Genomic DNA, 25,132 nt, shown 5'->3' with positions numbered 1-25,132 from the left:
GCGGCGGCCGAGAAACCGGGACGGGCCAGGGCCACGTCGGGGAGCGTTCGGGGCAGCGCGGCAAAAGCACGCCCCAAAGCTTTGGAAGTGTAGAAAACCCCGTTTCAGGGAATAATCAGGCAATAATCAAAACATTATTGCCAGACAGGGATAATCCAGATGCACCGCTGGGAAGGACTGGACGAATTCGTCGCCGTCGCCGAAACCGGCCAATTCACCGCCGCCGCCGAACGCCTCGGGGTTTCTTCGTCCCACGTCAGCCGCCAGGTCGCGCGACTGGAAGAACGGCTGCAGACGCGCCTGCTCTACCGCAGCACGCGCAAGGTGACGCTGAGCGAAGCCGGGCAGACCTTCCTGCAGCACTGCCGGCGCCTGCAGGATGCCCGCGAGGAAGCGCTGCGCGCAGTCAGCGATCTGTCCGCCGAGCCCAAGGGGCTGCTGCGCATGACTTGCGCCGTGGCCTACGGCGAGCGCTTCGTGGTGCCGCTGGTGAACGAGTTCATGGCGCAGTTTCCGCAACTGCGGGTGGAGATCGAGCTGTCCAATCGCCAGCTCGACCTGCTCCACGAAGGCTTCGACCTGGCGATCCGCCTCGGCCGGCTGAGCGATTCACGGCTGGTGGCGACCCGCCTGGCACCGCGGGTGATGTATCTCTGCGCTACGCCGGAATACCTGGCCCGCCACGGCGCACCACAAAGCGTCGCCGAACTCGCGCAGCACAATTGCCTGATAGGCAGCAGCGACCAGTGGAGCTTCCTGGAAGACAGCCGCGAAACCCAGCACCGGGTGCAGGGCAACTGGCGCTGCAACAGCGGCCAGGCGGTGCTCGATGCAGCCCTGCGCGGTTTCGGCCTGTGCCAGTTGCCGGACTACTACGTGCTGGAGCACCTGCGCAGCGGCCGCCTGGTGTCCCTGCTGGACGCGCACCAGCCGCCCAATACCGGGGTCTGGGCGCTTTATCCACAGCAGCGGCACCTGTCGCCCAAGGTGCGGCAGCTGGTGGATCATCTGAAGGAAGGCCTGCAGCATCTTCAACCCACTCCGTTGCCCTGAAACAAGCGCCTGAAAGACGCGTTGGCTAGAATGGGCGGTTTCCCACCCTTCGGATCAAGGACGACGCGATGTCAGCCCTTTCTTCCTTCCGCGAGCGCTATCTGCTGCGCTTCTGGTCGCCCCTGCCGACGCTGGTCGCCCTGGGCGTCATTTCGGCCTACTACTTCGCCATGACCGGCACTTTCTGGGCGGTCACCGGCGAGTTCACCCGCTGGGGCGGCCATGTGCTGTCCTGGTTCGGCCTGCAACCGCAGGAATGGAGCTACTTCAAGATCATCGGCCTGCAAGGCACGCCGCTGGACCGCATTGATGGCGTGATGATCATCGGCATGTTCCTCGGCGCACTGGTCTGCGCGCTCTGGGCCGGCAACGTCAGCCTGCGCTGGCCGACCAGCAAGCGCCGTCTGCTCCAAGGCCTGATCGGCGGGGTCATCGCCGGCTTCGGCGCGCGCCTGGCGATGGGCTGCAACCTGGCGGCCTTCTTCACCGGCATCCCGATGTTCTCCGTGCACGCCTGGGCCTTCATGATCTCCACCGTTATCGGTGCCTGGTTCGGCGTGAAGATCAGCCTGCTGCCCTTCCTGCGCATTCCGCTCAAAGTCGGCGGCAAGGCCGCCGCCCTGCCAACTGCCGAAGCGCTCGCTCGCCGCGCCAAGCTGCAATGGCGACTGGGCATGGGCGTGCTGGCGATCGCCGCGCTGTTCGCTGCCTGGCGCTTCGAAGTCTCGCTGGTGCTGGGCATGGCCTGCCTGTTCGGCCTGCTGTTCGGCGGCCTGATCGAGCGCGCGCAGATCTGCTTCACCAGCGCCGCCCGCGACCTCTGGACCACCGGCCGGACCCAGGCTGCACTGGGCATCCTGCTGGGCATGGCGGCCGCCTGCGTCGGCACCTTTGCGGCGATCCACAACGGCCTGCCGCCGAAGATCTTCTGGATGGGCCCGAACGCCGTGATCGGCGGCGTACTGTTCGGTATCGGCATCGTGCTGGCCGGCGGCTGCGAGACAGGCTGGATGTATCGCTCGATGGAAGGCCAGGTGCACTTCTGGGTAGTGGGCGTCGGCAACGTCATCGGCGGCACTCTGGTCGCGGTGTACTGGGACCAGCTCGGCACCAGCCTCGCCCTGCCCTATCCCAAGCTCAACCTGCTGCAGGAGTTCGGCCCTGGGGGCGGCCTGCTGATCACCTTTGCCGGCCTCGCATTGTGCATGCTGCTGGTACAACTCAACGCGCAACGATTCACCCGTAAACGGAAACCGTCCGATGCCCGACACCAAGACGCCGACGCTGTCGCTTGATTTGCGCGGCGAACACTGCCCGTACAACGCCATCGCCACCCTGGAGACCCTGGAGACGCTCAAGCCGGGCGATCTGCTGGAGGTGATCACCGACTGTTCGCAGTCGGTGCACGGCATTCCGGAAGACACCAAGCGCCATGGCTATCACTGCCTGGCGGTGGAGCAGCATGGAGCGCTGTTCCGCTTCCTGATCGAAGTCCCGCTGCTGGGCTAATGCCCGGCGCTCAACCTGTAGGGGCGGGCCATGGTCGCGCTCGTGCGCATGGCGCACTCCTACAGGGTGCTCCGATCTGGCTGCGAAGGGGTCAGTGCTTGGCGAAGTTGCGCAGCAGGCGCTGCAGGTCTTCCGGGGTGGTGACCTTGATGTTGTCCACCCGCCCTTCCACCATGCGCGGCGCATAGCCCGCCCATTCCATGGCAGAAGCCTCGTCGGTGATGGCGGCGTCGGCCACCAGCGCATCGGCGAGCGCGCGGTGCAGCGCGCCGAGGCGGAACATCTGCGGGGTATAGGCCTGCCAGACCACGCTGCGGTCGATGGTTTCCACGACGCGGCCGTCGGCACCCACGCGCTTGAGGGTGTCCCTTGCGGGCACGCCGAGCAGGCCACCCACGGCGTCGAACTCCAGCTCGCCCAGCAGGCGATCCAGATCAGCGCGAGCCAGGTTCGGCCGGGCGGCGTCATGCACCAGCACCCAGTCGTCGCTGCCTGCGCCCAGCTCGGTCAGACGCAGCAGGCCATTGAGCACGGAATCGGCGCGCTCCCGGCCACCGTCGGCACGCTGGATCAGTTCGTTGGAAGCGCTCGGCAAGGTCGGCCACCAGGGATCGTCGGCGGCCAGGCACACCACCAGACCCTTCAGCCGGGGATGGCCGAGGAAGCAGTCGAGGGTGCGTTCGAGAATGCTGCGACCGGCAAGGTCGAGGTATTGCTTGGGGCGGTCGGCGCGCATCCGCGAACCGATGCCGGCGGCCGGGATCACGGCCCAGAAGGCGGGAGTGGTCATTGCGCGAGCTGGTAGAGGGTTTCCTTGTCCTTGACCATGCCGAGTTCGTGGCGTGCACGCTCCTCGACGGTCTCGGTGCCTTTCTTGAGCTCGGCGACTTCCGCCTCGAGGATGCGGTTACGCTCGAGCAGGCGCTCGTTCTCGCCCTGCTGGTCGGCGATCTGCTTCTGCAGGTCGCGCACCTGCGCCAGGCTGCCATCACCAACCCACAGGCGATACTGCAGGCCGGCCAGCGCCAGGATCAGCACGACGAACAGCCAGTAAGGGCTACGTAACCTCAAACTATCAGCTCCATACGCAAAGGGGTGGCTCCTGCCACCCCTTCACCGTACCAGACTAGTATCAGGATCAGGATCAGCCGCGGAATTCCGCGCGACCACGGTACGGCGCCTTGGCGCCCAGCTGCTCTTCGATACGCAGCAGCTGGTTGTACTTGGAAACGCGGTCGGAGCGGCAGAGGGAACCGGTCTTGATCTGACCAGCGGCAGTGCCGACAGCCAGGTCAGCGATGGTGCTGTCCTCGGTTTCGCCCGAACGATGCGAGATGACGGCGGTGAAGCCGGCAGCCTTGGCCATCTGGATGGCTTCCAGGGTCTCGGTCAGCGAGCCGATCTGGTTGAACTTGATCAGGATCGAGTTGCCGATCTGCTCGTCGATGCCGCGCTTGAGGATCTTGGTGTTGGTCACGAACAGGTCGTCACCGACCAGCTGTACCTTCTCGCCGATCTTGTCGGTCAGGACTTTCCAGCCAGCCCAGTCGGACTCGTCCATGCCGTCTTCGATGGAGATGATCGGGTAGCGCTGGGTCAGGCCGGCCAGGTAGTCGGCGAAACCTTCGGCGCTGAACACCTTGCCTTCGCCTTCCAGGTCGTACTGGCCGTCCTTGAAGAACTCGGAGGAGGCGCAGTCCAGGGCCAGGGTCACGTCGTCGCCCAGCTTGTAGCCGGCGTTGGCGACGGCTTCGGCGATGGCGGCCAGGGCGTCTTCGTTGGAAGCCAGGTTCGGCGCGAAGCCACCTTCGTCACCCACGGCAGTGTTCAGGCCACGGGCCTTCAGCACGGCTTTGAGGTGGTGGAAGATCTCGGCGCCCATGCGCAGTGCGTCGGCGAAGTTCTTGGCGCCAACCGGCTGAACCATGAATTCCTGGATGTCGACGTTGTTATCAGCGTGCTCGCCGCCGTTGATGATGTTCATCATCGGAACCGGCATGGAGTACTGGCCCGGGGTACCGTTCAGGTCGGCGATGTGCGCGTACAGCGGCACGCCCTTGGCCTGAGCGGCGGCCTTGGCGGCAGCCAGGGAGACGGCCAGGATGGCGTTGGCGCCCAGCTTGCCTTTGTTCTCGGTGCCGTCGAGGTCGATCATCGCGTGATCCAGACCTTTCTGGTCAGCCGCGTCCTTGCCCAGCAGCAGGTCGCGGATCGGGCCATTGATGTTGGCCACGGCTTTCAGCACGCCCTTGCCCAGGTAACGGCTCTTGTCGCCATCGCGCAGTTCGAGAGCCTCGCGGGAACCGGTGGATGCACCGGACGGGGCGCAAGCGCTGCCGACGATGCCGTTGTCCAGGATCACGTCCGCTTCAACGGTCGGGTTGCCGCGGGAGTCCAGGACCTCACGGCCCTTGATGTCGACGATCTTTGCCATTCTTGATAACACTCCGAAGATAGAGATAAACGGGGCGGCTGGTGAGACATCAGAACCTGCCCGATGCCCCGCCGAGCTTGACGCTACGGGGCACATCGGGCGGACTCTCAGGCAGTCTCGATAGTGGGGAAACTCTTGACCAGGTCGTCCAGCTGCTTGAGCTGGGACAGGAAAGGCTCGAGCTTGTTCAGGCGCAGGGCGCACGGACCGTCGCATTTGGCGTTCTCGGGGTCCGGATGGGCCTCCAGGAACAGGCCGGCGAGGCCCTGGCTCATGCCGGCCTTGGCCAGGTCGGTGACCTGGGCGCGGCGGCCGCCGGCGGAATCGGCGCGACCGCCCGGCATCTGCAGGGCGTGGGTCACGTCGAAGAACACCGGGTACTCGAACTGCTTCATGATGCCAAAGCCGAGCATGTCCACCACCAGGTTGTTGTACCCGAAGGAGGAGCCACGCTCGCAGAGGATCAGCTGGTCGTTACCCGCCTCCTCGCACTTGCGCAGGATGTGTTTCATCTCCTGCGGCGCGAGGAACTGGGCTTTCTTGATGTTGATCACCGCTTTGGTCTGGGCCATGGCCACGACCAGGTCGGTCTGCCGGGACAGGAAGGCCGGCAGCTGGATGATGTCGCAGACCTCGGCCACCGGAGCGGCCTGGTAAGGCTCGTGCACATCAGTGATGACCGGCACGTTGAAGGTCTTCTTGATCTCTTCGAAGATCTTCAGCCCTTCTTCCATGCCCGGACCACGGTAGGACGTGATCGAGGAACGGTTGGCCTTGTCGAAGCTGGCCTTGAACACGTAGGGGATACCGAGCTTCTCGGTGACCTTGACGTACTCTTCGCAGACCTGCATCGCCAGGTCGCGCGATTCCAGCACGTTCATGCCGCCAAACAGCACGAACGGCAGGTCGTTGCCGATCTGGATATCCCCGACGCGGATGATCTTCTGTGTCATGTTCAGGCTTTCCCGGCTTGCTTCAGGGCGGCGTTGACGAAGCCGCTGAACAGCGGGTGACCATCACGCGGGGTGGAAGTGAATTCCGGGTGGAACTGGCAGGCCACGAACCACGGGTGGTCCGGCGCTTCCACGACTTCCACCAGCGCACCGTCGCCGGAGCGGCCGGAAATCTTCAGGCCAGCGGCTTCCAGTTGCGGACGCAGGTTGTTGTTCACTTCGTAGCGGTGACGGTGACGCTCGACGATCACTTCCTTGCCGTAGCAGTCGTGCACCAGGGTGCCGGCGGACAGCAGGCATTCCTGGGCGCCCAGGCGCATGGTGCCGCCCAGGTCGGAAGCTTCGGTGCGCACTTCGGTGGCGCCGGTAGCGTCCTGCCATTCGGTGATCAGGCCGACGACCGGGTGGCCGCTGGACTTGTCGAACTCGGTGGAGTTGGCATCGGTCCAGCCCAGCACGTTGCGGGCGTACTCAATGACAGCCACCTGCATCCCCAAGCAGATGCCCAGGTACGGAACCTTGTTCTCACGGGCGTACTGCACAGCGGTGATCTTGCCTTCCACGCCGCGCAGGCCGAAGCCGCCCGGAACCAGGATGGCGTCGGCGCCTTCGAGCAGGCTGGTGCCCTGCTGCTCGATGTCCTCGGAGTCGATGTAGCGCAGGTTGACCTTGGTGTGGCTCTGAATGCCGGCGTGGGTCATGGCTTCGATCAGCGACTTGTAGGCGTCGAGCAGTTCCATGTACTTGCCGACCATGGCGATGGTGACTTCACGCTCGGGGTTGAGCTTGGCGTCGACCACGCGGTCCCATTCGGACAGGTCAGCCGGGCCGCACTCCAGGCCAAAGCGCTCGACGACCAGGTCGTCGACGCCCTGGGCGTGCAGTACGGACGGAATGCGGTAGATGGTGTCGACGTCTTCCAGCGAAATGACCGCGCGCTCTTCCACGTTGGTGAAGAGGGCGATCTTGCGGCGGGAGGACACGTCCACCGGATGGTCGGAGCGGCAGATCAGGATGTCCGGCTGCAGGCCGATGGAGCGCAGCTCCTTGACCGAGTGCTGGGTCGGCTTGGTCTTGGTCTCGCCGGCAGTGGCGATGTACGGGACCAGCGTCAGGTGCATCAGCATGGCACGGCGCGAACCGATCTCCACGCGCAGCTGGCGGATGGCCTCGAGGAAGGGTTGCGACTCGATATCACCGACGGTGCCGCCAACTTCAACCAGGGCCACGTCGGCATCGCCGGCGCCCTTGATGATGCGACGCTTGATCTCGTCGGTGATGTGCGGGATGACCTGCACGGTGGCGCCCAGATAGTCACCACGGCGCTCCTTGCGCAGCACGTCCATGTAGACGCGACCGGTGGTGAAGTTGTTGTTCTGGGTCATCGTGGTACGAACGAAACGCTCGTAGTGGCCCAGATCGAGGTCGGTCTCAGCGCCGTCGTGGGTGACGAACACCTCACCGTGCTGGAACGGGCTCATGGTGCCCGGATCGACGTTGATGTAGGGGTCCAGCTTGAGCATCGTGATCTTCAGGCCACGCGCTTCCAGAATGGCAGCCAAGGAAGCCGAGGCGATGCCTTTCCCCAATGAAGAAACAACACCACCCGTGACGAAGATGTAGCGCGTCATGAAAAGCCCTGAATGTCAGCGTTTAGGCGGCTCGGCCGCCGGGGAAGCGAAGGTGTCGGGTACAAGACCCGGCTCACGACTTCGTCGTGAAAATAGCGAACTCCCACTGATTCGAAGACGAATCAACAGGAGCGGTACAAGACGGGAGCGTAGTCTACCGGAAAGCCGCTATCAGCTCAAACCCGAGTCATTCGTCGGAGGTGTCCAGCGCAGAGTCCAGCCCTGCCCTGCCTCCACCCGCAGGTCCGGCAGCAGGGCCACCCCGAGCAGTTCGTCGGCTCGCCAGAGCAGCGGCAGACGGCCACGCAGGAAGGCCGGCACGGCCGCTTCATTGAGCAGGCGCTTGAGGTCGCGGGAGCCTCGACCGACCAGCAGCATGACTTCTCCTCCCTGCCGGTAGCGAACCTCCAGCAGCCCGCCCGGCGGTTCACCCTCGAAACGCAGCGAGCCGTTGTCCGGTAGCGAAAGCGGCTGCGACGAATCGCACCAGGCCTGATTCGCCGGTACGAAACCGAGCCAGGGGTTGGCCAGCCACCAGAGCCGGCCATGGGCACGGCGCAACTCACCGTCTGCGAGGCGCCAGATCGGCTCGGCGTCCTCGCGGGCATCTCGCAGGTCCCGCCAGCCGGCCCAGTGCGCGCTGTCAGGCAGTCGTGCCAGAGGAGCAAGCCAGTGGCGCAATGCATTGCGCTGGCGAGGCTCGCTCAGTTCCGCCAGCGCGGCGATGGCCAGCGAGGGCAATTGCATGCCGATGTATTCGTTGCGGGCACCGGCGGAAATCAGGTCGTTCTGTGCCAGCTCGCCCAGCAGACCGTCGGCTTCCGCCAGGTGCTCGGCGCTGCGGGCGATGGTCTCAACGGCCGACGGCCAGCGCTGGACGATGCCCGGCAGCACCCGGTTGCGCAGGTAGTTGCGGTCGTAATCGTCGCTGGCATTGGACGGGTCCTCCACCCAGCTCAGCCCATGACTGCGGGCGTACCGCTCCAGCTCCGCGCGACTGAACCCCAGCAACGGTCGCAGCAGCATTCCAGTACCCAGCGGACGACTGGTCGCCATGGCGGACAGGCCCCGCACACCGGCGCCGCGGAACAGCCGGAACAGGACGGTTTCCGCCTGATCGTCACGGTGCTGACCGGTCAGCAGGCATTCGCCCGCCCCTAGCGCCGCGGCGAAAGCCGCATACCGCGCCTCGCGCGCCGCGCGCTCCAGGCTGGCACCGTCATCGACTTGCACGCGCGCCACCTGCATTGGCACGCCAAGGGAGTCGCAGAAACGCTGGCAATGTTCCGGCCAGGCATCAGCGACAGCCTGCAGGCCGTGGTGCACGTGAATAGCGGAAATCGGCGGCAAGGCCTCGCGGGCAGCGAGTTGCGCCAGGAGATGCAGGAGAACGGTGGAGTCCAGCCCGCCGGACAAGGCGACACGCCACGCCGGCGCGTTGCGCCAGGGCGCGAGAAAATTCAGCAGTCGGGATTGGAAATCAGCAGACATGGCGCAGATCGGCAGGGTCGGGGACGAGGCAAGGATACCTCGTCACCCGCGCTGCGCCGAAGGCGTCGATCAGGCGATGCCGTAGCTCATCAGGCGCTCGTAGCGGCGCGCCAGGAGCTCTTCGCTGCTCAGCTGGTTCAGCGTGTCGAGCTGGCCCAGCAGGGACTTGCGGATGGTCTCGGCCATCGCGGCCGGGTCGCGGTGGGCACTGCCCAGCGGCTCGGGGATGACGTTGTCGACGATGCCCAGGTCCTTCAGGCGGTTGGCGGTGATGCCCATGGCCTCGGCCGCTTCCGGCGCCTTCTCGGCGGTACGCCAGAGGATCGAGGCGCAACCTTCGGGCGAGATCACCGCGTAGGTGGAGTACTGCAGCATGTTCAACTGGTCGCACACGCCGATGGCCAGCGCACCGCCGGAACCGCCTTCGCCGATCACGGTGGCGATGATCGGGGTCTTCAGGCGCGCCATGACGCGCAGGTTCCAGGCGATCGCTTCGCTCTGGCCGCGCTCTTCGGCGTCGATGCCCGGATAGGCGCCGGGGGTGTCGATGAAGGTCAGGATCGGCATCTTGAAGCGTTCGGCCATTTCCATCAGGCGGCAGGCCTTGCGGTAGCCTTCCGGACGCGGCATGCCGAAGTTGCGGCGTACCTTCTCGCGCACTTCACGACCCTTCTGGTGGCCGATGATCATCACCGGCTGGTCTTCCAGGCGGGCAACGCCACCGACAATCGCGGCGTCGTCGGAGAAGTGGCGGTCACCGTGCAGCTCTTCGAACTCGGTGAAGATGTGCTCGATGTAGTCCAGGGTGTAGGGGCGACGCGGATGGCGCGCGAGCTGGGCGATCTGCCAGCTGGACAGGTTGCCGAAGATGTTCTCGGTCAGCGCCTTGCTCTTCTCCTGCAGACGGGAGATTTCGTCGGTGATGTTCAGGGCGTTGTCGTTACCGACCAACCGCAGCTCTTCGATCTTGGCGTGCAGGTCGGCAATGGGCTGTTCGAAATCGAGAAAATTCGGGTTCATGGGCTATCCGTCGTTCTGTTGGCGGCTGGGCCTGGTCCGTAGGCGCCCTACCTTACGGTATCGGGCGCCAAGGGTCGAGACTGGCGGGCGGGCGGCCTTTGGCCACCGGCTTCACTAGCGGGCTTCACTAGCGGTAGTTGAGGAAGACGTTGTCGCGGCCGAACTGGTCACGCAACGCTTGAATCAGGTTATCTGCGGGATCGATCCGCCACTGCTCGCCGAACTGCAACAGGGCGCGCGCCTGCTCGCCACTGTAGTCGACAGTGACCGGGCAGCTGCCGCGGTGACGGGTGCAGAGGTCGGCCAGCCAGCGCAGACGGTCGCCCTTGAGCGCATCGGCATGCACGCGCACTCGCAGGCTTTCCGCCAGCGAAGTGCGCGCCTCTTCCAGGCCCATCACGCGCTTGGCGCGCAGGCGCAGGCCGCCGGAGAAATCGTCCTGGCTGACTTCGCCCTCGATCACCACCAGCGCGTCGGTCTGCAGCAGCGCCTGGTTGGCGGCGAAGGCTTCGGCGAACAACGAGGCTTCGATACGGCCGGAGCGGTCGTCCAGGGTCACGAAACCCATCTTGTCGCCGCGCTTGTTCTTCATCACCCGCAGGTTGACGATCAGGCCAGCGACGGTCTGGGTATCACGCGCGGGCTTCAGTTCGACGATGCGCTGGCGGGCAAAACGTCGCACCTCGCCTTCATACTCGTCGATGGGGTGACCGGTCAGGTACAGGCCGAGGGTGTCCTTCTCGCCCTTCAGGCGCTCCTTGAGGTTGAGCTCCTTGACCTTGCGGTGGTTGGCGTAGACATCCGCCTCGGGCTCGGCGAACACGCCGCCGAACAGGTCCATGTGGCCGCTGTCGTGGCTGCGCGAGGTCTGCTCGGCGGCCTTGACGGCTTCTTCCATGGACGCCAGCAGCACGGCGCGGTTGATGTCGACGTGGGCGTGGTAGGCCTTCTGCTCTTCATGGAAATGCGGGCCGAGGCGATCCAGCGCGCCGGCGCGGATCAGCGCCTCCAGGGTGCGCTTGTTGACCCGCTTGAGGTCAATGCGGTCGCAGAAGTCGAACAGGGTCTTGAATGGCCCGCCTTCGTTGCGGCACTCGGTGATGGCTTCCACCGGGCCCTCGCCGACGCCCTTGATCGCGCCCAGGCCGTAGACGATCTGGTTGTCCTCGTCGACGGTGAAGCGGAACTCGGAGTTGTTCACGTCCGGCGCCAGGATGCGCAGTTTCATGTGGCGGCACTCTTCGATGAGCGTCACCACCTTGTCGGTGTTCTGCATATCCGCGGTGAGCACCGCGGCCATGAACGGGGCTTTCCAGTGGGTCTTCAGCCAGGCGGTCTGGTACGACACCAGGCCGTAGGCGGCCGAGTGCGACTTGTTGAAGCCGTAGCCGGCGAACTTTTCCACCAGGTCGAAGATGTTGCCCGAGAGGTTTTCGTCGATGCCGTTGTTGGAGCAGCCTTCGATGAAGCCGCCGCGCTGCTTGGCCATTTCCTCGGGCTTCTTCTTGCCCATGGCGCGACGCAGCATGTCCGCGCCGCCGAGGCTGTAGCCCGCCATCACCTGGGCGATCTGCATCACCTGTTCCTGGTACAGGATGATGCCGTAGGTCGGCTTGAGCACCGGTTCGAGGCCGGCGTACTGGTAATCCGGGTGCGGGTAGGAAATCTCTTCGCGACCGTGCTTGCGGTTGATGAAGTCGTCCACCATGCCCGACTGCAGCGGACCGGGACGGAACAGCGCCACCAGTGCGATGAGGTCTTCCAGGCAGTCCGGCTTGAGCTTCTTGATCAGCTCCTTCATTCCACGCGATTCAAGCTGGAAGACCGCAGTGGTTTCCGCCTTCTGCAGCAGGTCGTAAGTCTTCTTGTCGTCCAGCGCGATGCGGTCGATGTCGACCAGATCGGTCTCGCCGGCCTTCTTCTGGATGCGATGGATGATCTCCATCGCCCACTTGATGATGGTCAGGGTCCGCAGGCCGAGGAAGTCGAACTTCACCAGACCGGCGGCCTCTACGTCGTCCTTGTCGAACTGGGTTACCAGGCCGGCGCCCTCTTCGTCACAGGCGATGGGAGCGAAGTCGGTCAGCTTGGTCGGCGCGATCACCACACCACCAGCGTGCTTGCCGGTACCACGGGTCACACCTTCCAGCTTGAGCGCCATGTCCCAGATTTCCTGGGCTTCCTCGTCGGTCTTGAGGAAGTCGCGGAGCATCTCTTCCTGCTCGAAGGCCTTCTCCAGGGTCATGCCCACTTCGAAGGGGATCATCTTCGACAGCTTGTCGGCCAGGCCGTAGGACTTGCCCTGCACCCGCGCCACGTCGCGCACCACCGCCTTCGCGGCCATGGAGCCGAAGGTGATGATCTGGCTCACCGCGTTGCGGCCGTAGGCGCCCGCCACGTAGTCGATCACCCGGTCGCGGCCTTCCATGCAGAAGTCGACATCGAAGTCGGGCATGGAAATACGTTCAGGGTTCAGGAAGCGTTCGAACAGCAGGTCATAGGCCAGCGGGTCGAGGTCGGTGATCTTCAGCACGTAGGCGACCAGCGAGCCTGCACCCGAGCCACGGCCAGGGCCTACCGGCACGCCGTTGTTCTTCGCCCACTTGATGAAGTCCATCACGATCAGGAAGTAGCCGGGGAAGCCCATCTGGATGATGGTACCCAGCTCGAACTCCAGGCGGTCGACGTAGAGCTGCCGCTTCTCTTCGTAGTTCGGCGTGGTGTCCTTCGGCCATAGCACCGCCAGGCGCTCTTCCAGGCCCTCGTAGGAGACATGGCGCAGGTAGTCGTTGATGTCCATGTCATCAAAGGGGATCGGGAAGTTGGGCAGGAAGTACTTGCCCAACTGCACATCGATGTTGCAGCGCTTGGCGATCTCGACGGAGTTTTCCAGAGCCTCGGGAATGTCGCTGAACAGCTCGGCCATTTCCTCCGGGCTCTTCAAGTACTGCTGATCGGAATAGCTGCGCGAACGGCGCGGGTCATCCAGGGCACGGCCTTCACCGATGCAAACGCGGGTCTCGTGGGCTTCGAAGTCCGCTTCCTTGATGAAGCGCACGTCGTTGGTCGCCACCAGCGGCGCGCCACTACGAGCGGACAGAGCCACGGCGGCGTGCACGTGCTCCTCGTCGTTCACCCGGCTGGTGCGCTGGATATCCAGGTAGAAGCGGTCCGGGAAGACTTCCAGCCACTCGGCCAGCAGGGAATCTGCGAGAGCGTCGTCGCCCTCCAGCAGCGCCATGCCGATCTCGCCTTCCTTGGAACCGGACAGCGCGATCAGGCCTTCGGCAGCGTCCTTGATCCACTGCCGCTCGATGATGATCTCGCCGTTGCGCTGGCCTTCCTGCCAGCCACGGGAAATCAGCTCGGTGAGGTTGCGGTAGCCCTTGGCGTTCATCGCCAGCAGGGTCAGGCGGGTCAGCGGGCCGTCCTCGTCGCGATTGGCCAGCCAGATGTCGGCGCCGCAGATCGGCTTGATACCGCCGCCCATGGCCGTCTTGTAGAACTTCACCAGCGAGCACATGTTGCTCAGGTCGGTCACCGCCACCGCCGGCATGCCCGCCCCGCCGACCGCCTTGATCAGCGGCTTGACCCGTACCAGGCCGTCGACCAGGGAGAATTCGGTGTGCAGACGCAGGTGAACGAAGGTGGCGGTCATGGTGGTCCTTGGCAAACGCGAAAAACGGCAAGCCCCGGATTGTACCGGGGCTGTCCGCAAAGCTACAGGGATCAATGGGCCAGCCGTCGCGCCGGGTGTTTGAAGTCACCGACGGGCCGCTGGCCGGGAGGAATTCCAGAGTAATAACAGGGTGTTACAGGATGCCGGCAGGGTTTTCCAGCAAGGCGCGCACCGGCCCGAAGGAGCGACGGTGGATGGGCGTCGGGCCCAGACGCTTGAGCGCCTCCAGATGCACTGGCGTCGGGTAGCCCTTGTGGCCGCCGATGCCGTAGCCGGGGTACTGCGCTTCCATTTCCTGCATCTCACGGTCGCGGCTGACCTTGGCCAGGATCGACGCGGCAGCGATGGCCGGCACCTTGGCGTCGCCCTGCACGACCGGCGCGGAAGGCACCTTCAGTTTCGGGCAGCGGTTGCCGTCGATCAGCGCCAGTTTCGGCATAACGCTGAGGCCTTCCACCGCGCGCTGCATGGCGAGCATGGTGGCGTGGAGGATGTTCAGCTGGTCGATCTCATGCACATCCGCACGGGCAATGCACCAGGCCAGGGCCTTCTCGCGGATCTCGTCGAACAGAGCCTCGCGGCGTGCTTCGCTGAGCTTCTTCGAGTCGTTGAGGCCCTTGATCGGGCGTGCCGGATCGAGGATCACCGCGGCGGTGACCACGGGGCCGCACAGCGGACCACGACCGACTTCGTCGACACCGGCCACCAGTTCTTCCACCAGGGTGAAGTCCAGGCCCATCTGCATCAGCGTTTCTCCACCAGGGCAAGCACCGCTTCGGCGGCCTGCGCGGACGCATCCTGGCGCAGGGCGCGATGGATGGCGTCGAAGGATTCGGTCTGCACGCTGCCGTCGTCGAGCAGGGGCAACAAGGTCGTGGCCAGCGCCTCCGGGGTCGCCGCGTCCTGGATCAGTTCGGGCACCAGCAGGCGGCCGGCCATCAGGTTCGGCAGCGAGATGTAAGGACTCTTCACCAGGCGCTTGAGGATGCGGTAGGTCATCGGCGCCACCTTGTAGGCGACGACCATCGGCCGCTTGTACAGCAGCGCTTCCAGTGTGGCGGTACCGGAAGCGATCAGCACGGCGTCACAGGCGGCAAGCGCCTCGTGGGACGCACCGTCAAGCATTTGCACCGGCAGATCGCGACCCGCGAGCATTTCTTCGATCTGCACGCGGCGCTCAGGGCTCGCGCACGGCAGCACGAAGCGCAGGCCAGGGCGATCCTGGAGCAGGCGCTGGGCGGTATCGAGGAACAACGCCCCGAGCTTGCCAACCTCCCCTCCCCGACTACCGGGCAGAAGCGCGACGACGGTGGCATCCTGCGGCAGGCCGAGACGCTCGCGCGCGCCGGCGCGGTCGGCTTCCAGCGGAATGGTGTTGGCCAGCGGATGGCCGACGAACCGCACCGGTACCGCGTGCTCTTCGTAGAAACGCGCCTCGAAGGGGAAGAGCGCGAGCATCAGGTCGCAGGCTTCCTTGATTTTCAGTACACGCTTCTGCCGCCAGGCCCAGACGGAGGGGCTGACGTAGTGCACGGTGCGGATGCCCGCGCGGCGCAACTTCAATTCAAGCGTCAGGTTGAAGTCCGGCGCATCGATGCCGATGAACACGTCTGGCCTGGCCGCGATCAGCATCTTCACCAGGTCCTTGCGCCGGCGCAGCAGTTCGCGCAGGCGGCCAAGCACCTCGACCAGGCCCATGACGGCCAGGCGTTCCATCGGGAAATGCGACTGCAACCCTTCGGCCTGCATGCGCGGTCCACCGACGCCGATGAACTCGATGTCGGGGTGACGCTGCTTGAGCGCCTGCATGAGGCCGGAACCAAGGATATCGCCGGACGCCTCGCCCGCGACCAGGGCGACGCGCAGCTTGCGTGCGGTCGGCTGCATGGTCAGCGGGTGATGCCGCGGGTGGAGCTCTGGATGGAGTCGCGGAACACCGCGACTTCCGGGAACTGCTCGGAGACTTCGGCCAGCTCGGCCAGCGCCTCGTCCACCGTCAGGCCCTGGCGGTACACAACCTTGTACGCCCGGCGCAGCGCCTGGATCGATTCGGCGCTGAAACCACGACGGCGCAGGCCCTCGAAGTTCATGCTGCGGGCCTCGGCGGGGTTGCCGAAGACCGTGACATAGGCCGGGACGTCCTTGCCGATGGTGGTGCCCATGCCGGAGAAGGCGTGCGCGCCGATGCGGCAGAACTGATGCACCAGGGTGTAGCCGGAGAGGATCGCCCAGTCATCCACATGAACATGCCCCGCCAGCGCGGTGTTGTTCACGAGGATGCAATGGTTGCCGATCACACTGTCGTGGCCGATGTGCACATAGGCCATGAGCAGGTTGTGATCGCCGATAGTGGTTTCCGAGCGATCCTGGATGGTGCCGCGATGGATGGTCACACCCTCGCGGATCACGTTGTTGTCGCCGATCACCAGGCGAGTCGGTTCGCCCTTGTACTTCAGGTCGGGGGTATCTTCACCCACGCTGGAGAACTGGAAAATCCGATTGTTCTTACCGATCTTCGTGGGGCCTTTGACCACCACGTGCGGACCGATCACCGTACCTTCGCCGATCTCCACATCCGGCCCGACCATGGACCAGGGGCCCACTTCTACGTCGTCAGCCAGCTTTGCGCGCGGGTCGATGATGGCGCGAGGATCGATCAAACTCATAGTTTGCGTTCCGCACAGATGATTTCGGCCGAGCATACCGGCTTGTCATCGACGGTGGCATGGCAATCGAACTTCCAGATGCCGCGCTTGACGCTCAGGAACTGGGCGTTGAGCTGCAGCTGGTCGCCCGGCAGCACCGGCTGGCGGAAGCGCAGCTTATCGGAGCCAACGAAGTAGTACAGGGTGCCATCGGCGGGCTTCACGTCGAGCATCTTGAAGCCGAGGATGCCGGCGGCCTGCGCCATGGCCTCAATGATCAGCACACCCGGCATGATCGGATGCTGCGGGAAGTGGCCATTGAAGAACGGCTCGTTGATGCTGACATTCTTGTAGGCGCGAATGCGCTTGCCTTCGATGTCCAGCTCGACCACCCGATCCACCAGCAGGAAGGGGTAGCGATGAGGCAGGTATTCGCGAATCTCGTTGATGTCCATCATGTTCAGGGGAGCCTGTTCAGAAAAGGGAAACGCCAAAAAATGCGTGGATCACGCATCTGATGGAGCGTCTCCGCTTGGGGTCACGGCGGCCACGCGCTTTTCCAGCTGCTGCAGACGACGGGCCATGTCATCCAGCTGACGAATGCGCGCGGCACTCTTCTTCCATTCAGCCGCAGGCTGCATGGCGGTACCGGACGAGTAGGAGCCCGGTTCGGTGATCGAACGGGTCACCATGGTCATCCCGGTGACGAAGACGTTGTCACAAATCTCGATATGGCCAACCAGGCCGACACCGCCGGCAAGCATGCAGTGCTTGCCGATCTTGGCGCTGCCGGAAATCCCGCAGCAGCCGGCCATGGCAGTGTGATCGCCGATCTGCACGTTGTGGGCGATCATGATCTGGTTGTCCAGCTTCACGCCATTGCCCACCAGGGTGTCGGACAGCGCACCACGGTCGATGGTGGTGTTGGCGCCGATCTCGACGTCGTCCCCCAGGGTCACGCCGCCAATCTGGGCGATCTTCTGCCAGATACCCTTGTGGTTGGCGAAGCCGAAGCCCTCGCCACCCAGTACGGCGCCGGACTGGATCACCACGCGCTTGCCGATGCGCACGTCGTGGTAGAGCGTCACGCGCGGCGCAAGCCAGCCACCCTCGCCCACCACGCTGCGCGCGCCGACGAAGCAGTGGGCACCGATGGTGACGTTGGCACCGATCTGCGCACCGGCCTCGATCACGGCATAGGGTCCGACACTGGCACTCGTGTCAACCTGCGCACCTTCATCGACCACCGCAGTGGGATGAATGCCGACCGGCGCCTTGGGCTTGCGGTCGAACTGGTGGGACAGGCCGGCATAGGCCAGGTAGGGATTGGGGACGATCAGCGCATTGCCGGTAAAGCCTTCGGCATCGGCAGCAGTCAGCAGAATGGCGCTGGCCTGGCTGCCTTCGAGGAACTTGCGATACTGCGGATTGGCCAGAAAGCTCAGCTGACCGGCGCCTGCGTCCTGCAGGGTAGCCAGCCCGCTGATCACCTGAGCGGGATCGCCGCGCAACTCGGCATCGAGTTGCGCAGCCAGTTCGGCGAGGGTAAAGGACAGCTCGGTCATCATCAGCGCAGTTGGTTCATGCGCTCGATGACTTGGCGGGTGATGTCGTACTGCGGCTTGACGTCGACCACGGCACCACGCTCGACCACGAGGTCATAACCACCTTTCTTGATGGTTTCCTCGACGGCCTGGTCCAGCTTCGGCTTGAGCTTCTTCAGCATGTCGCGGTCGGCGACGGCTTTGGCTTCGTTCAGCTCCTTGGACTGGAACTGGAAATCACGGGCCTTCTGCTTGAAGTCGCCTTCAGCCTTGTCGCGCTCGGAAGCGGACATCTTGCTGCCGCCGTTGACCAGCTTGTCCTGCAGGGCCTTGGCATCGGTTTCCAGGGCCTTGAGCTTGGTCAGCTGGGGGCCGAATTTCTTCTCGGCGTCGACGGCGTACTGCTTGGCCGAATCGGACTCGAGGAGTGCCATCTGATAGTTGAGCACCGCGATCTTCATGTCGGCGAACGCGGGGCTCGCTGCCAGGGCGGCGGTGATCAGGACGAACTGGGTCAACTTACGCACAATGCACTCCTGCACAAAGCATGGTTGTCATTACAACGATACGGCCAATTAGAAGGTCTGTCCCAGGGAGAACTGGAAGATCTGGGTTTCGGCGTTGTCCGGCTTCTTGATCGGAGTCGCCAGGCTGAAGCTCAGCGGGCCCAGAGCGGTGATCCAGGTCAGACCGACACCCGCGGACATGGCCATGTCCTGGAACTTGACGCCGTCACAACCTTGGGTGGAGGAAGTCGGGCAGTCGGTGTCAAACACGTTACCGATGTCATAGAACAGCACGGTACGCAGTTGGCGCTGGTCCTTCACGAAGGGCAGTGGGAACAGCAGTTCCGCACCACCGGTGATCAGGATGTTACCACCGAAGGCTTCGCGATCCTGATCCGGGTCGGTGTAGCGACCTTTACTGTCAGGGCCGCCACTTGCCATCTCGGAACCATCTGGGTTGCGCGCGATACTCGGGGTGCTACGCGGGCCCAGGGTGCTGTCCTTGAAGCCACGTACCGAGTTGAAGCCACCGGCGTAGTAGTTCTCGTAGAACGGCAGACGATCGGTGTCGCCGTAGGCGCCGCCGTAACCGAGCTCGGTATGGAAGCGCATGGTGTAGTTTTCGGTGAGTGGCGCGAAGATCTGGCCACGGTAGTCGAGCTTGTAGAACGACAGGTCGCTACCCGGAATGGTGGATTCCAGCACCAGGCTCTGCGAGTGACCTCGGTTCGCCAGCACACCCTTGTTCAGGGTCGACTCGGACCAGCCGATGGACGCCTTGAAGTTGGTGAAGCTGTCGCCTTCCTTATCGATGAAGTCGAAGATCTCGTCGACGGTATAGGCACCAGTGTCGATGTCATCGCGCTGCACGGTCAGGCCGTAGGTCAGGCGCGAGGTCTCGCTGATCGGGTAGCCGATGCTGACGCCGGCACCCAGACTGTTCACCGAGTAGCTGGAAACGTCGACGTCGAGCTCGTCGTAGTCGGTCTTGCGGTAGAACGCGTTGTAGCCCAGGCTCACGCCGTCGACGGTCCAGTAGGGGTCGACGAAGCCGAAGTTGTAGCGGGTCTGGTAGTCGGACTTGGTCAGGCCGATGCTGACCTTGTTACCGGTACCCAGGAAGTTGTTCTGGCTGATCGAGCCACCGAGGATCAGGCCGGCGCTCTGGGCGAAGCCCACGCTGGCGGTGATCGAGCCGGACGGCTGTTCTTCCACGCTGTAGTTGACGTCGACCTGATCGTCGGTACCCGGAACCGCCGGGGTCTCGACGTTGACCTCCTTGAAGTAGCCCAGGCGCTCCAGGCGCTGCTTGGACTGGTCGATCAGGTAGGTCGAGGCCCAGCCGCCTTCCATCTGGCGCATTTCGCGACGGAGTACTTCGTCCTCGGTCTTGGTGTTGCCACGGAAGTTGATGCGGTTGACGTAGGCGCGCTTGCCCGGATCGACCACGTAGGTGATCGATACGGTCTTGTTCTCGTCGTTCGGCTCGGGAACGCCGTTGACGTTGGCGAAGGTGTAACCCTCGTTGCCCAGGCGACGGGTGATGAGGTCGGAGGTGGTGGTCATCACCTTGCGGGAGAACACCTGGCCCTTCTTCACCAGCAGGAGCTTCTTCACTTCGTCTTCCGGCACCTTCAGGTCGCCGGAGAGCTTCACGTCGCTGACGGTGTACTTCTCGCCTTCGTTGACGTTGACGGTGATGTAGACGTGCTTCTTGTCCGGGGTGATGGACACCTGGGTGGAGGCGATATCCATGTGGATGTAGCCGCGGTCCAGGTAGTACGAACGCAGACGTTCCAGGTCGCCGGAGAGCTTCTCGCGGGAGTACTTGTCGTCGTTCTTGAAGAAGGACAGCCAGTTGGTGGTCTTCAGCTCGAACAGGTCGGTCAGGTCTTCTTCGGAGAAGACGGTGTTGCCCACCACGTTGACATGGGCGATGGCCGCCACGGTGCCTTCGTTGATGTTGATCTTCAGCGCGACGCGGTTGCGCGGCTGCGGCACCACTTCGGTCTCGATCTCGGCGGAGTAGCGGCCCTGGGCCACGTACTGGCGCTGCAGCTCGTTGCGCACGCCCTCGAGGGTCGCGCGCTGGAAGATTTCGCCCTCGGAAAGGCCGGACTGCTTCAGACCCTTCATCAGGTCTTCGGTGGTGATGGCCTTGTTGCCCTCGATCTCGATGCTGGAGATGGACGGACGCTCGACCACGTTGACGATCAGCACATTGCCATCACGGCTGAGCTGGATGTCCTGGAAGAAGCCGGTCTTGAAGAGCGAGCGGGTCGCTTCGACCAGGCGGCGATCGTCGATCTGCTCACCGACGTTCAGCGGCAGTGCCGCGAACACGCTGCCGGCCGATACACGCTGCAGGCCGTTGACCCGGATATCGGAAACAGTGAAGGACTCGGCGTGAACCTGGGCGATCATCAGCGCGGAAAGGGCCGCGGGAAGCAGAAAGCGTTTCATGGAGTCCTTTTATTCCAACTGACAAATAGAGAATCTGCCGCAAAGGGCGGCAGATCCGAAAACCAACGGGCGGTTACAGTCGACTCAGATCGTTGACCAGGGCCAACAACATGACCCCGACTACCAGGCTGATGCCAATCTGCATCCCCCAAGCCTGGACCCGCTCCGACAGTGGGCGACCTCGCACCCACTCGACCATGTAGAACAGCAGATGCCCGCCATCGAGGACAGGAATCGGCAACAGGTTGAGAACCCCCAAGCTGATGCTCAGATAGGCGAGGAAATGCAGAAAATCCCCTACGCCGGACTGGGCTGAAGCGCCCGCCACTTTAGCAATGGTTATCGGCCCGCTCAAGTTTTTTACCGAGAGCTGCCCGAGCACCATTTTCTTTAGAGAATCCAGAGTTAGCAGGCTCATGGACCAGGTTCGGGAGAGCGCCTGCCCCACCGCTGCCACCGGCCCATAGCTCACTTCGCGGAGCATTTCCGGCGGCCACTGACCACCGGCGACACCTGCGCCCAGGTAACCGGTGCGTGCCTTGCCCTCGCCTTTGGCCGCCAGGGTCAGGGCAAGTTCCTCGCGCTGGCCGGCGCGCTCGATACCCAGGATCACCTTGCCCTGAGGCATGGCGCGGACACGCGTAACCACTTCCTGCCAATCCGTGACCGATTTGCCATCCAGACTGACGAGCCGATCACCAATCTGCAGGCCGGCAGCCTTGGCAGGCCCTTTTTCGTCCAGCTCGGCGATCACTGGCGCGACAGCGGGTCGCCAGGGCTGGATCCCCAAACCACCGATGGGATCGGGATTGTCTTCGCTCTTCAGCCAGGAACTGATGCGCACCTGGTGCACGGCCGGAGCACTCGACCCCTGCTCCAGCACCGCAACACTCACCTCGCCGGTTTCACCGAGACGGCGCACCAGCTGCAGGTTGACGCCACTCCAGCCGTCCACAGCCTCGCCATCCACCGCCACGACTTCCTGGCCGGACGCAAGGCCGGCGACGGAGGCCGGGCTGTTCGCCACCACGGAGCCGATGATCGGCTTGATCTGCTGGCTGCCCAGCATGGCCAGGACCCAGAAGAACAGGATGGCCAGCAGGAAGTTGGCGATCGGCCCCGCCGCAACGATGGCGATGCGCTGGAACACGGTCTTGCGATTGAACGCGCGGTCGAGCAGCTCGGCGGGAACATCGCCTTCCCGCTCATCGAGCATCTTCACGTAGCCACCCAGGGGAATGGCGGCGACGACGAACTCGGTGCCGTGGCGATCGTGCCAGCGCACCAGCGGCGTGCCGAAGCCCACGGAGAAGCGCAGGACCTTGACCCCGCAGCGGCGGGCAACCCAGAAGTGTCCGAATTCGTGGAAGGTGACCAGTACGCCCAGGGCGACAATCAGTCCCACCACCATATAAAGGGCGCTCATCGCTACCTCCTCGGGCTCAATGCCCGCGCTCCTGCAACCACGCCAGTGCGGCGCCGCGTGCGCGCTGGTCGGCCGCCAGCACCGCATCGAGCGATTCGACCGGCGTGTGCGCCTCGCGGTTCAGCACTTCGTCGATGATAACCGGGATATCCGTGAAGCGGATGCGCCGTTCGAGGAACGCCGCGACGGCCACCTCGTTCGCCGCATTGAGCATCGCCGGCACGCTGCCACCCGCCTCGGCGGCCTGGCGCGCCAGGCGCAGGCAGGGGAAACGCTGCTCATCGGGCGCACTGAAGTCCAGGCGAGCGATGGAGAACAGGTCCAGCGGCGAAACGCCGGAATCGATCCGCTGCGGCCAGGCCAGGGCATGGGCAATGGGGGTTCGCATGTCCGGATTACCCAACTGGGCCAGTACCGAGCCATCGACGTAGTCCACCAGGGAGTGGATCACGCTCTGCGGATGGATCACCACCTCGACCTTCGACGGCGCAGCGTCGAACAGCCAGCAGGCCTCGATCAGCTCCAGGCCCTTGTTCATCATGCTGGCCGAATCGACGGAGATCTTCCGCCCCATCGACCAGTTGGGATGTGCGCAGGCCTGCTCTGGCGAAACCTGGACCAACTGCTCCAGCGGCGTTTCGCGGAACGGGCCGCCCGAGGCAGTCAGCAGGATACGGCGAACGCCCACTTCGCCCAGGCCGCGAGCATAGTCTGCCGGCATGCACTGGAAGATCGCATTGTGCTCGCTGTCGATCGGCAGCAGTACAGCGCCACTGGCCCGCACGGCATCCATGAACAGCGCGCCGGACATCACCAGCGCCTCTTTATTGGCCAGCAAGACCCGCTTGCCAGCCTCGACAGCCGCCAGAGTGGGCTTCAGACCCGCGGCACCGACGATGGCCGCCATCACCGCATCCACTTCGGGATGGGCGGAAACCTCGCAAAGACCGGCCTCGCCGACCAGAACCCGAACCTCGAAGCCCGTGGAACTCAGACGATCCTGCAGAGCGCGCGCCTGCTCAGCCTCCGGCACCACAACAAAACGCGGACGGTGGCGCAGGCACAGCGACTCGAGCTCGGCCAGCCGGGAAAAGCCGCTGAGCGCAAAGACGCGGTAACGATCAGGGTGACGCCCGATGACGTCGAGGGTACTGAGGCCGATCGAACCGGTCGCCCCCAGCACGGTGATCCACTGCGGATGGCTCACGGCGCACCCCAGCCCACGGCCCAGAGCAACGCGGTGAACACCGGGACGGCCGCGGTCAGGCTGTCGATGCGGTCCAGCACGCCACCATGCCCCGGAAGCAGGTTGCTGCTGTCCTTGAGGCCGGACTGGCGCTTGAACATGCTTTCGGTCAGGTCACCGATGACCGACAGGGCCACCACGATGGCCGCGCACGGCAGCGCCAGCAGCAGCTCACGGACGGTCCAGTCACGGTAGATGGAGACGGCGACGGTGATCGCCAGGCACAGCGCCATCCCGCCGAAGAAACCTTCCCAGCTCTTGCCCGGGCTGACGCGCGGGGCGAGCTTGCGCTTGCCGAAGGCCTTGCCGGAGAAATAGGCGCCGATGTCGGCAGCCCAGACCAGCACCATCACGGCAACGATCAGCCAGTTGGACAGCGGCCATTGCTTGAGCAGCACCAGCCCTTGCCAGGCCGGCAGCAGGATCAGCAGGCCGATCAGCAGGCGGCGCCAGCGCCCACCCCAACTCGACGCGCTATCCGGATAGGTCAGCACCATGACGATCGCGAGCGCCCACCAGAGCAGCGCCAGCACCAGCACAGCACCTGCCAGCTGCGGCAGCCAGGCCAGTACGAGCATCAGCGCGGCGACGACGGCGGCATAACCAACGCGGGCGGACTGTTCGTTGTAACCGGCCAGACGCGCCCATTCCCAGGCACCGAGGCTGACCACCAGACCGATGAACAGCGAGAACGCCGCACCATCGAGCAGGAAGAAACCACCCAGCGCGATCGGCAACAGGATCAGCGCCGTGATGATTCGTTGTTTCAACATGACGGGGGTGCCTCGGCCTCGACCTGCTCGCTGGTCTTGCCGAAGCGGCGCTGACGAGAGGCATAGTCCTGCAACGCAGCCTGCATGGCTTCGTGCTTGAAGTCGGGCCAGTAGAGATCGGAGAAATACAGCTCGGCATAGGCCAGCTGCCAGAGAAGGAAGTTACTGATGCGGTGCTCGCCACCGGTGCGGATGCACAGGTCGGGCAGCGGCTGGTCACCGGTGGAGAGGCAACCCTGGATCAGCTCCGGGGTGATTTCCTCTGCCGCCAGATGGCCGGCCTGTACTTCACGGGCGAGACGCTGGGCCGCCTGGGTGATATCCCACTGGCCGCCATAGTTCGCCGCCACCTGCAGTAGCATGCTGCCGCCCTTGGCGGTCAGTGCTTCGGCTTCGCGCATCGCCGCCTGCAACTCAGGAGCGAAGCGGCTGCGGTCGCCAATGATGCGCAGGCGGATGCCGTTGGCACTGAGCTTGCGTACCTCACGGCGCAGGGCCATGAGGAACAGCTCCATCAGCGCACCGACCTCGTCGGCCGGGCGCTGCCAGTTCTCGCTGGAGAAGGCGAACAGCGTCAGCACTTCGACGCCTGCCTCGGCGCAGGTCTTGATCACCGCACGGACGGCATCCACGCCAGCCTTGTGCCCGGCCACACCGGGCATCAGACGCTTCTTCGCCCAGCGATTGTTGCCGTCCATGATGATCGCGACGTGCCGGGGCACGTCCGTCACCTGCTTGGTCTTTTCCATGACGAGAGCC

The 25,132-nt window shown here is 64.3% G+C and carries 22 protein-coding genes; 3 read left to right on the top strand and 19 right to left on the bottom strand.

The window, feature by feature from the left end; translation table 11 throughout:
• Window positions 1–159 precede the first annotated feature (159 nt).
• From ABKS89_RS08595 to yedF, 3 genes are all read left to right on the top strand, one after another.
• On the top strand, window positions 160–1,053 hold the full coding sequence (locus ABKS89_RS08595) for a LysR substrate-binding domain-containing protein (protein ID WP_348587697.1): 894 nt from the start codon (window positions 160–162) through the stop codon (window positions 1,051–1,053).
• 68 nt (window positions 1,054–1,121) lie between these two features.
• The gene (gene yedE, locus ABKS89_RS08590) at window positions 1,122–2,348 is read left to right on the top strand and encodes a selenium metabolism membrane protein YedE/FdhT (protein WP_348587698.1); all 1,227 of its coding nucleotides are present in this window, start codon (window positions 1,122–1,124) and stop codon (window positions 2,346–2,348) included.
• Complete coding sequence (yedF, locus tag ABKS89_RS08585) at window positions 2,314–2,562, top strand: sulfurtransferase-like selenium metabolism protein YedF (protein WP_081517905.1); 249 nt, start codon at window positions 2,314–2,316, stop codon at window positions 2,560–2,562. The genes yedE and yedF overlap by 35 nt, the downstream gene beginning before the upstream one ends.
• A gap of 91 nt (window positions 2,563–2,653) precedes the next feature.
• On the opposite strand, the gene ispD is transcribed toward yedF, so the two are convergent.
• The 19 genes from ispD to uppS form a co-directional block, all read right to left on the bottom strand.
• A complete protein-coding gene (ispD, locus tag ABKS89_RS08580) occupies window positions 2,654–3,352 on the bottom strand; it encodes a 2-C-methyl-D-erythritol 4-phosphate cytidylyltransferase (protein WP_138212682.1) in 699 nt (232 codons plus the stop codon).
• The gene (gene ftsB, locus ABKS89_RS08575) at window positions 3,349–3,633 is read right to left on the bottom strand and encodes a cell division protein FtsB (protein ID WP_017521200.1); all 285 of its coding nucleotides are present in this window, start codon (window positions 3,631–3,633) and stop codon (window positions 3,349–3,351) included. The genes ispD and ftsB overlap by 4 nt, the downstream gene beginning before the upstream one ends.
• Window positions 3,634–3,706: 73 nt before the next feature.
• A complete protein-coding gene (eno, locus tag ABKS89_RS08570) occupies window positions 3,707–4,996 on the bottom strand; it encodes a phosphopyruvate hydratase (RefSeq protein ID WP_081517903.1) in 1,290 nt (429 codons plus the stop codon).
• Between the two features lie 107 nt (window positions 4,997–5,103).
• Window positions 5,104–5,949: a 3-deoxy-8-phosphooctulonate synthase gene (gene kdsA / locus ABKS89_RS08565; protein WP_138212681.1), complete on the bottom strand. Its 846-nt coding sequence runs from the start codon at window positions 5,947–5,949 to the stop codon at window positions 5,104–5,106.
• Window positions 5,950–5,951: 2 nt separating this feature from the next.
• Window positions 5,952–7,580 carry a CTP synthase gene (gene pyrG, locus ABKS89_RS08560; protein WP_348587700.1) on the bottom strand — a complete coding sequence of 543 codons (1,629 nt, stop codon included), beginning with the start codon at window positions 7,578–7,580 and terminating at the stop codon, window positions 5,952–5,954.
• Between the two features lie 171 nt (window positions 7,581–7,751).
• Window positions 7,752–9,071, bottom strand: a complete 1,320-nt coding sequence (tilS, locus tag ABKS89_RS08555) for a tRNA lysidine(34) synthetase TilS (RefSeq protein WP_348587702.1) — start codon at window positions 9,069–9,071, stop codon at window positions 7,752–7,754.
• Window positions 9,072–9,140: 69 nt separating this feature from the next.
• Window positions 9,141–10,091 carry an acetyl-CoA carboxylase carboxyl transferase subunit alpha gene (gene accA, locus ABKS89_RS08550; protein WP_138212679.1) on the bottom strand — a complete coding sequence of 317 codons (951 nt, stop codon included), beginning with the start codon at window positions 10,089–10,091 and terminating at the stop codon, window positions 9,141–9,143.
• Window positions 10,092–10,218: 127 nt separating this feature from the next.
• A complete protein-coding gene (dnaE, locus tag ABKS89_RS08545; protein ID WP_348587704.1) occupies window positions 10,219–13,749 on the bottom strand; it encodes a DNA polymerase III subunit alpha in 3,531 nt (1,176 codons plus the stop codon).
• Window positions 13,750–13,903: 154 nt separating this feature from the next.
• Window positions 13,904–14,515 carry a ribonuclease HII gene (gene rnhB, locus ABKS89_RS08540; RefSeq protein WP_348587706.1) on the bottom strand — a complete coding sequence of 204 codons (612 nt, stop codon included), beginning with the start codon at window positions 14,513–14,515 and terminating at the stop codon, window positions 13,904–13,906.
• Window positions 14,515–15,657 carry a lipid-A-disaccharide synthase gene (gene lpxB / locus ABKS89_RS08535; RefSeq protein WP_348587708.1) on the bottom strand — a complete coding sequence of 381 codons (1,143 nt, stop codon included), beginning with the start codon at window positions 15,655–15,657 and terminating at the stop codon, window positions 14,515–14,517. Before lpxB ends, rnhB begins: the two co-directional genes overlap by 1 nt.
• 2 nt (window positions 15,658–15,659) lie before the next feature.
• Window positions 15,660–16,436, bottom strand: coding sequence for an acyl-ACP--UDP-N-acetylglucosamine O-acyltransferase (lpxA, locus tag ABKS89_RS08530; RefSeq protein WP_138212676.1), 777 nt, complete (start codon window positions 16,434–16,436; stop codon window positions 15,660–15,662).
• On the bottom strand, window positions 16,433–16,873 hold the full coding sequence (gene fabZ / locus ABKS89_RS08525) for a 3-hydroxyacyl-ACP dehydratase FabZ (protein ID WP_081517895.1): 441 nt from the start codon (window positions 16,871–16,873) through the stop codon (window positions 16,433–16,435). The genes lpxA and fabZ overlap by 4 nt, the downstream gene beginning before the upstream one ends.
• A gap of 48 nt (window positions 16,874–16,921) precedes the next feature.
• Entirely contained in the window at window positions 16,922–17,983 is a 1,062-nt protein-coding gene (gene lpxD, locus ABKS89_RS08520; RefSeq protein WP_348587710.1) for a UDP-3-O-(3-hydroxymyristoyl)glucosamine N-acyltransferase, read from the bottom strand.
• The gene (locus ABKS89_RS08515) at window positions 17,983–18,486 is read right to left on the bottom strand and encodes an OmpH family outer membrane protein (protein ID WP_138212674.1); all 504 of its coding nucleotides are present in this window, start codon (window positions 18,484–18,486) and stop codon (window positions 17,983–17,985) included. The genes lpxD and ABKS89_RS08515 overlap by 1 nt, the downstream gene beginning before the upstream one ends.
• 48 nt (window positions 18,487–18,534) lie before the next feature.
• On the bottom strand, window positions 18,535–20,928 hold the full coding sequence (bamA, locus tag ABKS89_RS08510; RefSeq protein WP_138212673.1) for an outer membrane protein assembly factor BamA: 2,394 nt from the start codon (window positions 20,926–20,928) through the stop codon (window positions 18,535–18,537).
• A 73-nt stretch (window positions 20,929–21,001) separates the two neighbouring features.
• Window positions 21,002–22,354 (bottom strand): RIP metalloprotease RseP, encoded by a 1,353-nt coding sequence (gene rseP, locus ABKS89_RS08505; RefSeq protein ID WP_348587712.1) that lies wholly within the window; start codon window positions 22,352–22,354, stop codon window positions 21,002–21,004.
• Between the two features lie 16 nt (window positions 22,355–22,370).
• The gene (gene ispC, locus ABKS89_RS08500; protein WP_348587714.1) at window positions 22,371–23,561 is read right to left on the bottom strand and encodes a 1-deoxy-D-xylulose-5-phosphate reductoisomerase; all 1,191 of its coding nucleotides are present in this window, start codon (window positions 23,559–23,561) and stop codon (window positions 22,371–22,373) included.
• Window positions 23,558–24,373 (bottom strand): phosphatidate cytidylyltransferase, encoded by an 816-nt coding sequence (locus ABKS89_RS08495; RefSeq protein ID WP_348587716.1) that lies wholly within the window; start codon window positions 24,371–24,373, stop codon window positions 23,558–23,560. Before ABKS89_RS08495 ends, ispC begins: the two co-directional genes overlap by 4 nt.
• Window positions 24,367–25,122 carry a polyprenyl diphosphate synthase gene (gene uppS, locus ABKS89_RS08490; RefSeq protein ID WP_138212669.1) on the bottom strand — a complete coding sequence of 252 codons (756 nt, stop codon included), beginning with the start codon at window positions 25,120–25,122 and terminating at the stop codon, window positions 24,367–24,369. The genes ABKS89_RS08495 and uppS overlap by 7 nt, the downstream gene beginning before the upstream one ends.
• Between the last annotated feature and the right edge of the window lie 10 nt (window positions 25,123–25,132).

Origin of the sequence: Pseudomonas sp. LABIM340 (assembly GCF_040017195.2) — a bacterium.
Classification (GTDB): Bacteria; Pseudomonadota; Gammaproteobacteria; order Pseudomonadales; family Pseudomonadaceae; genus Pseudomonas.
This window is presented reverse-complemented; position numbering and strand designations above follow the sequence as displayed.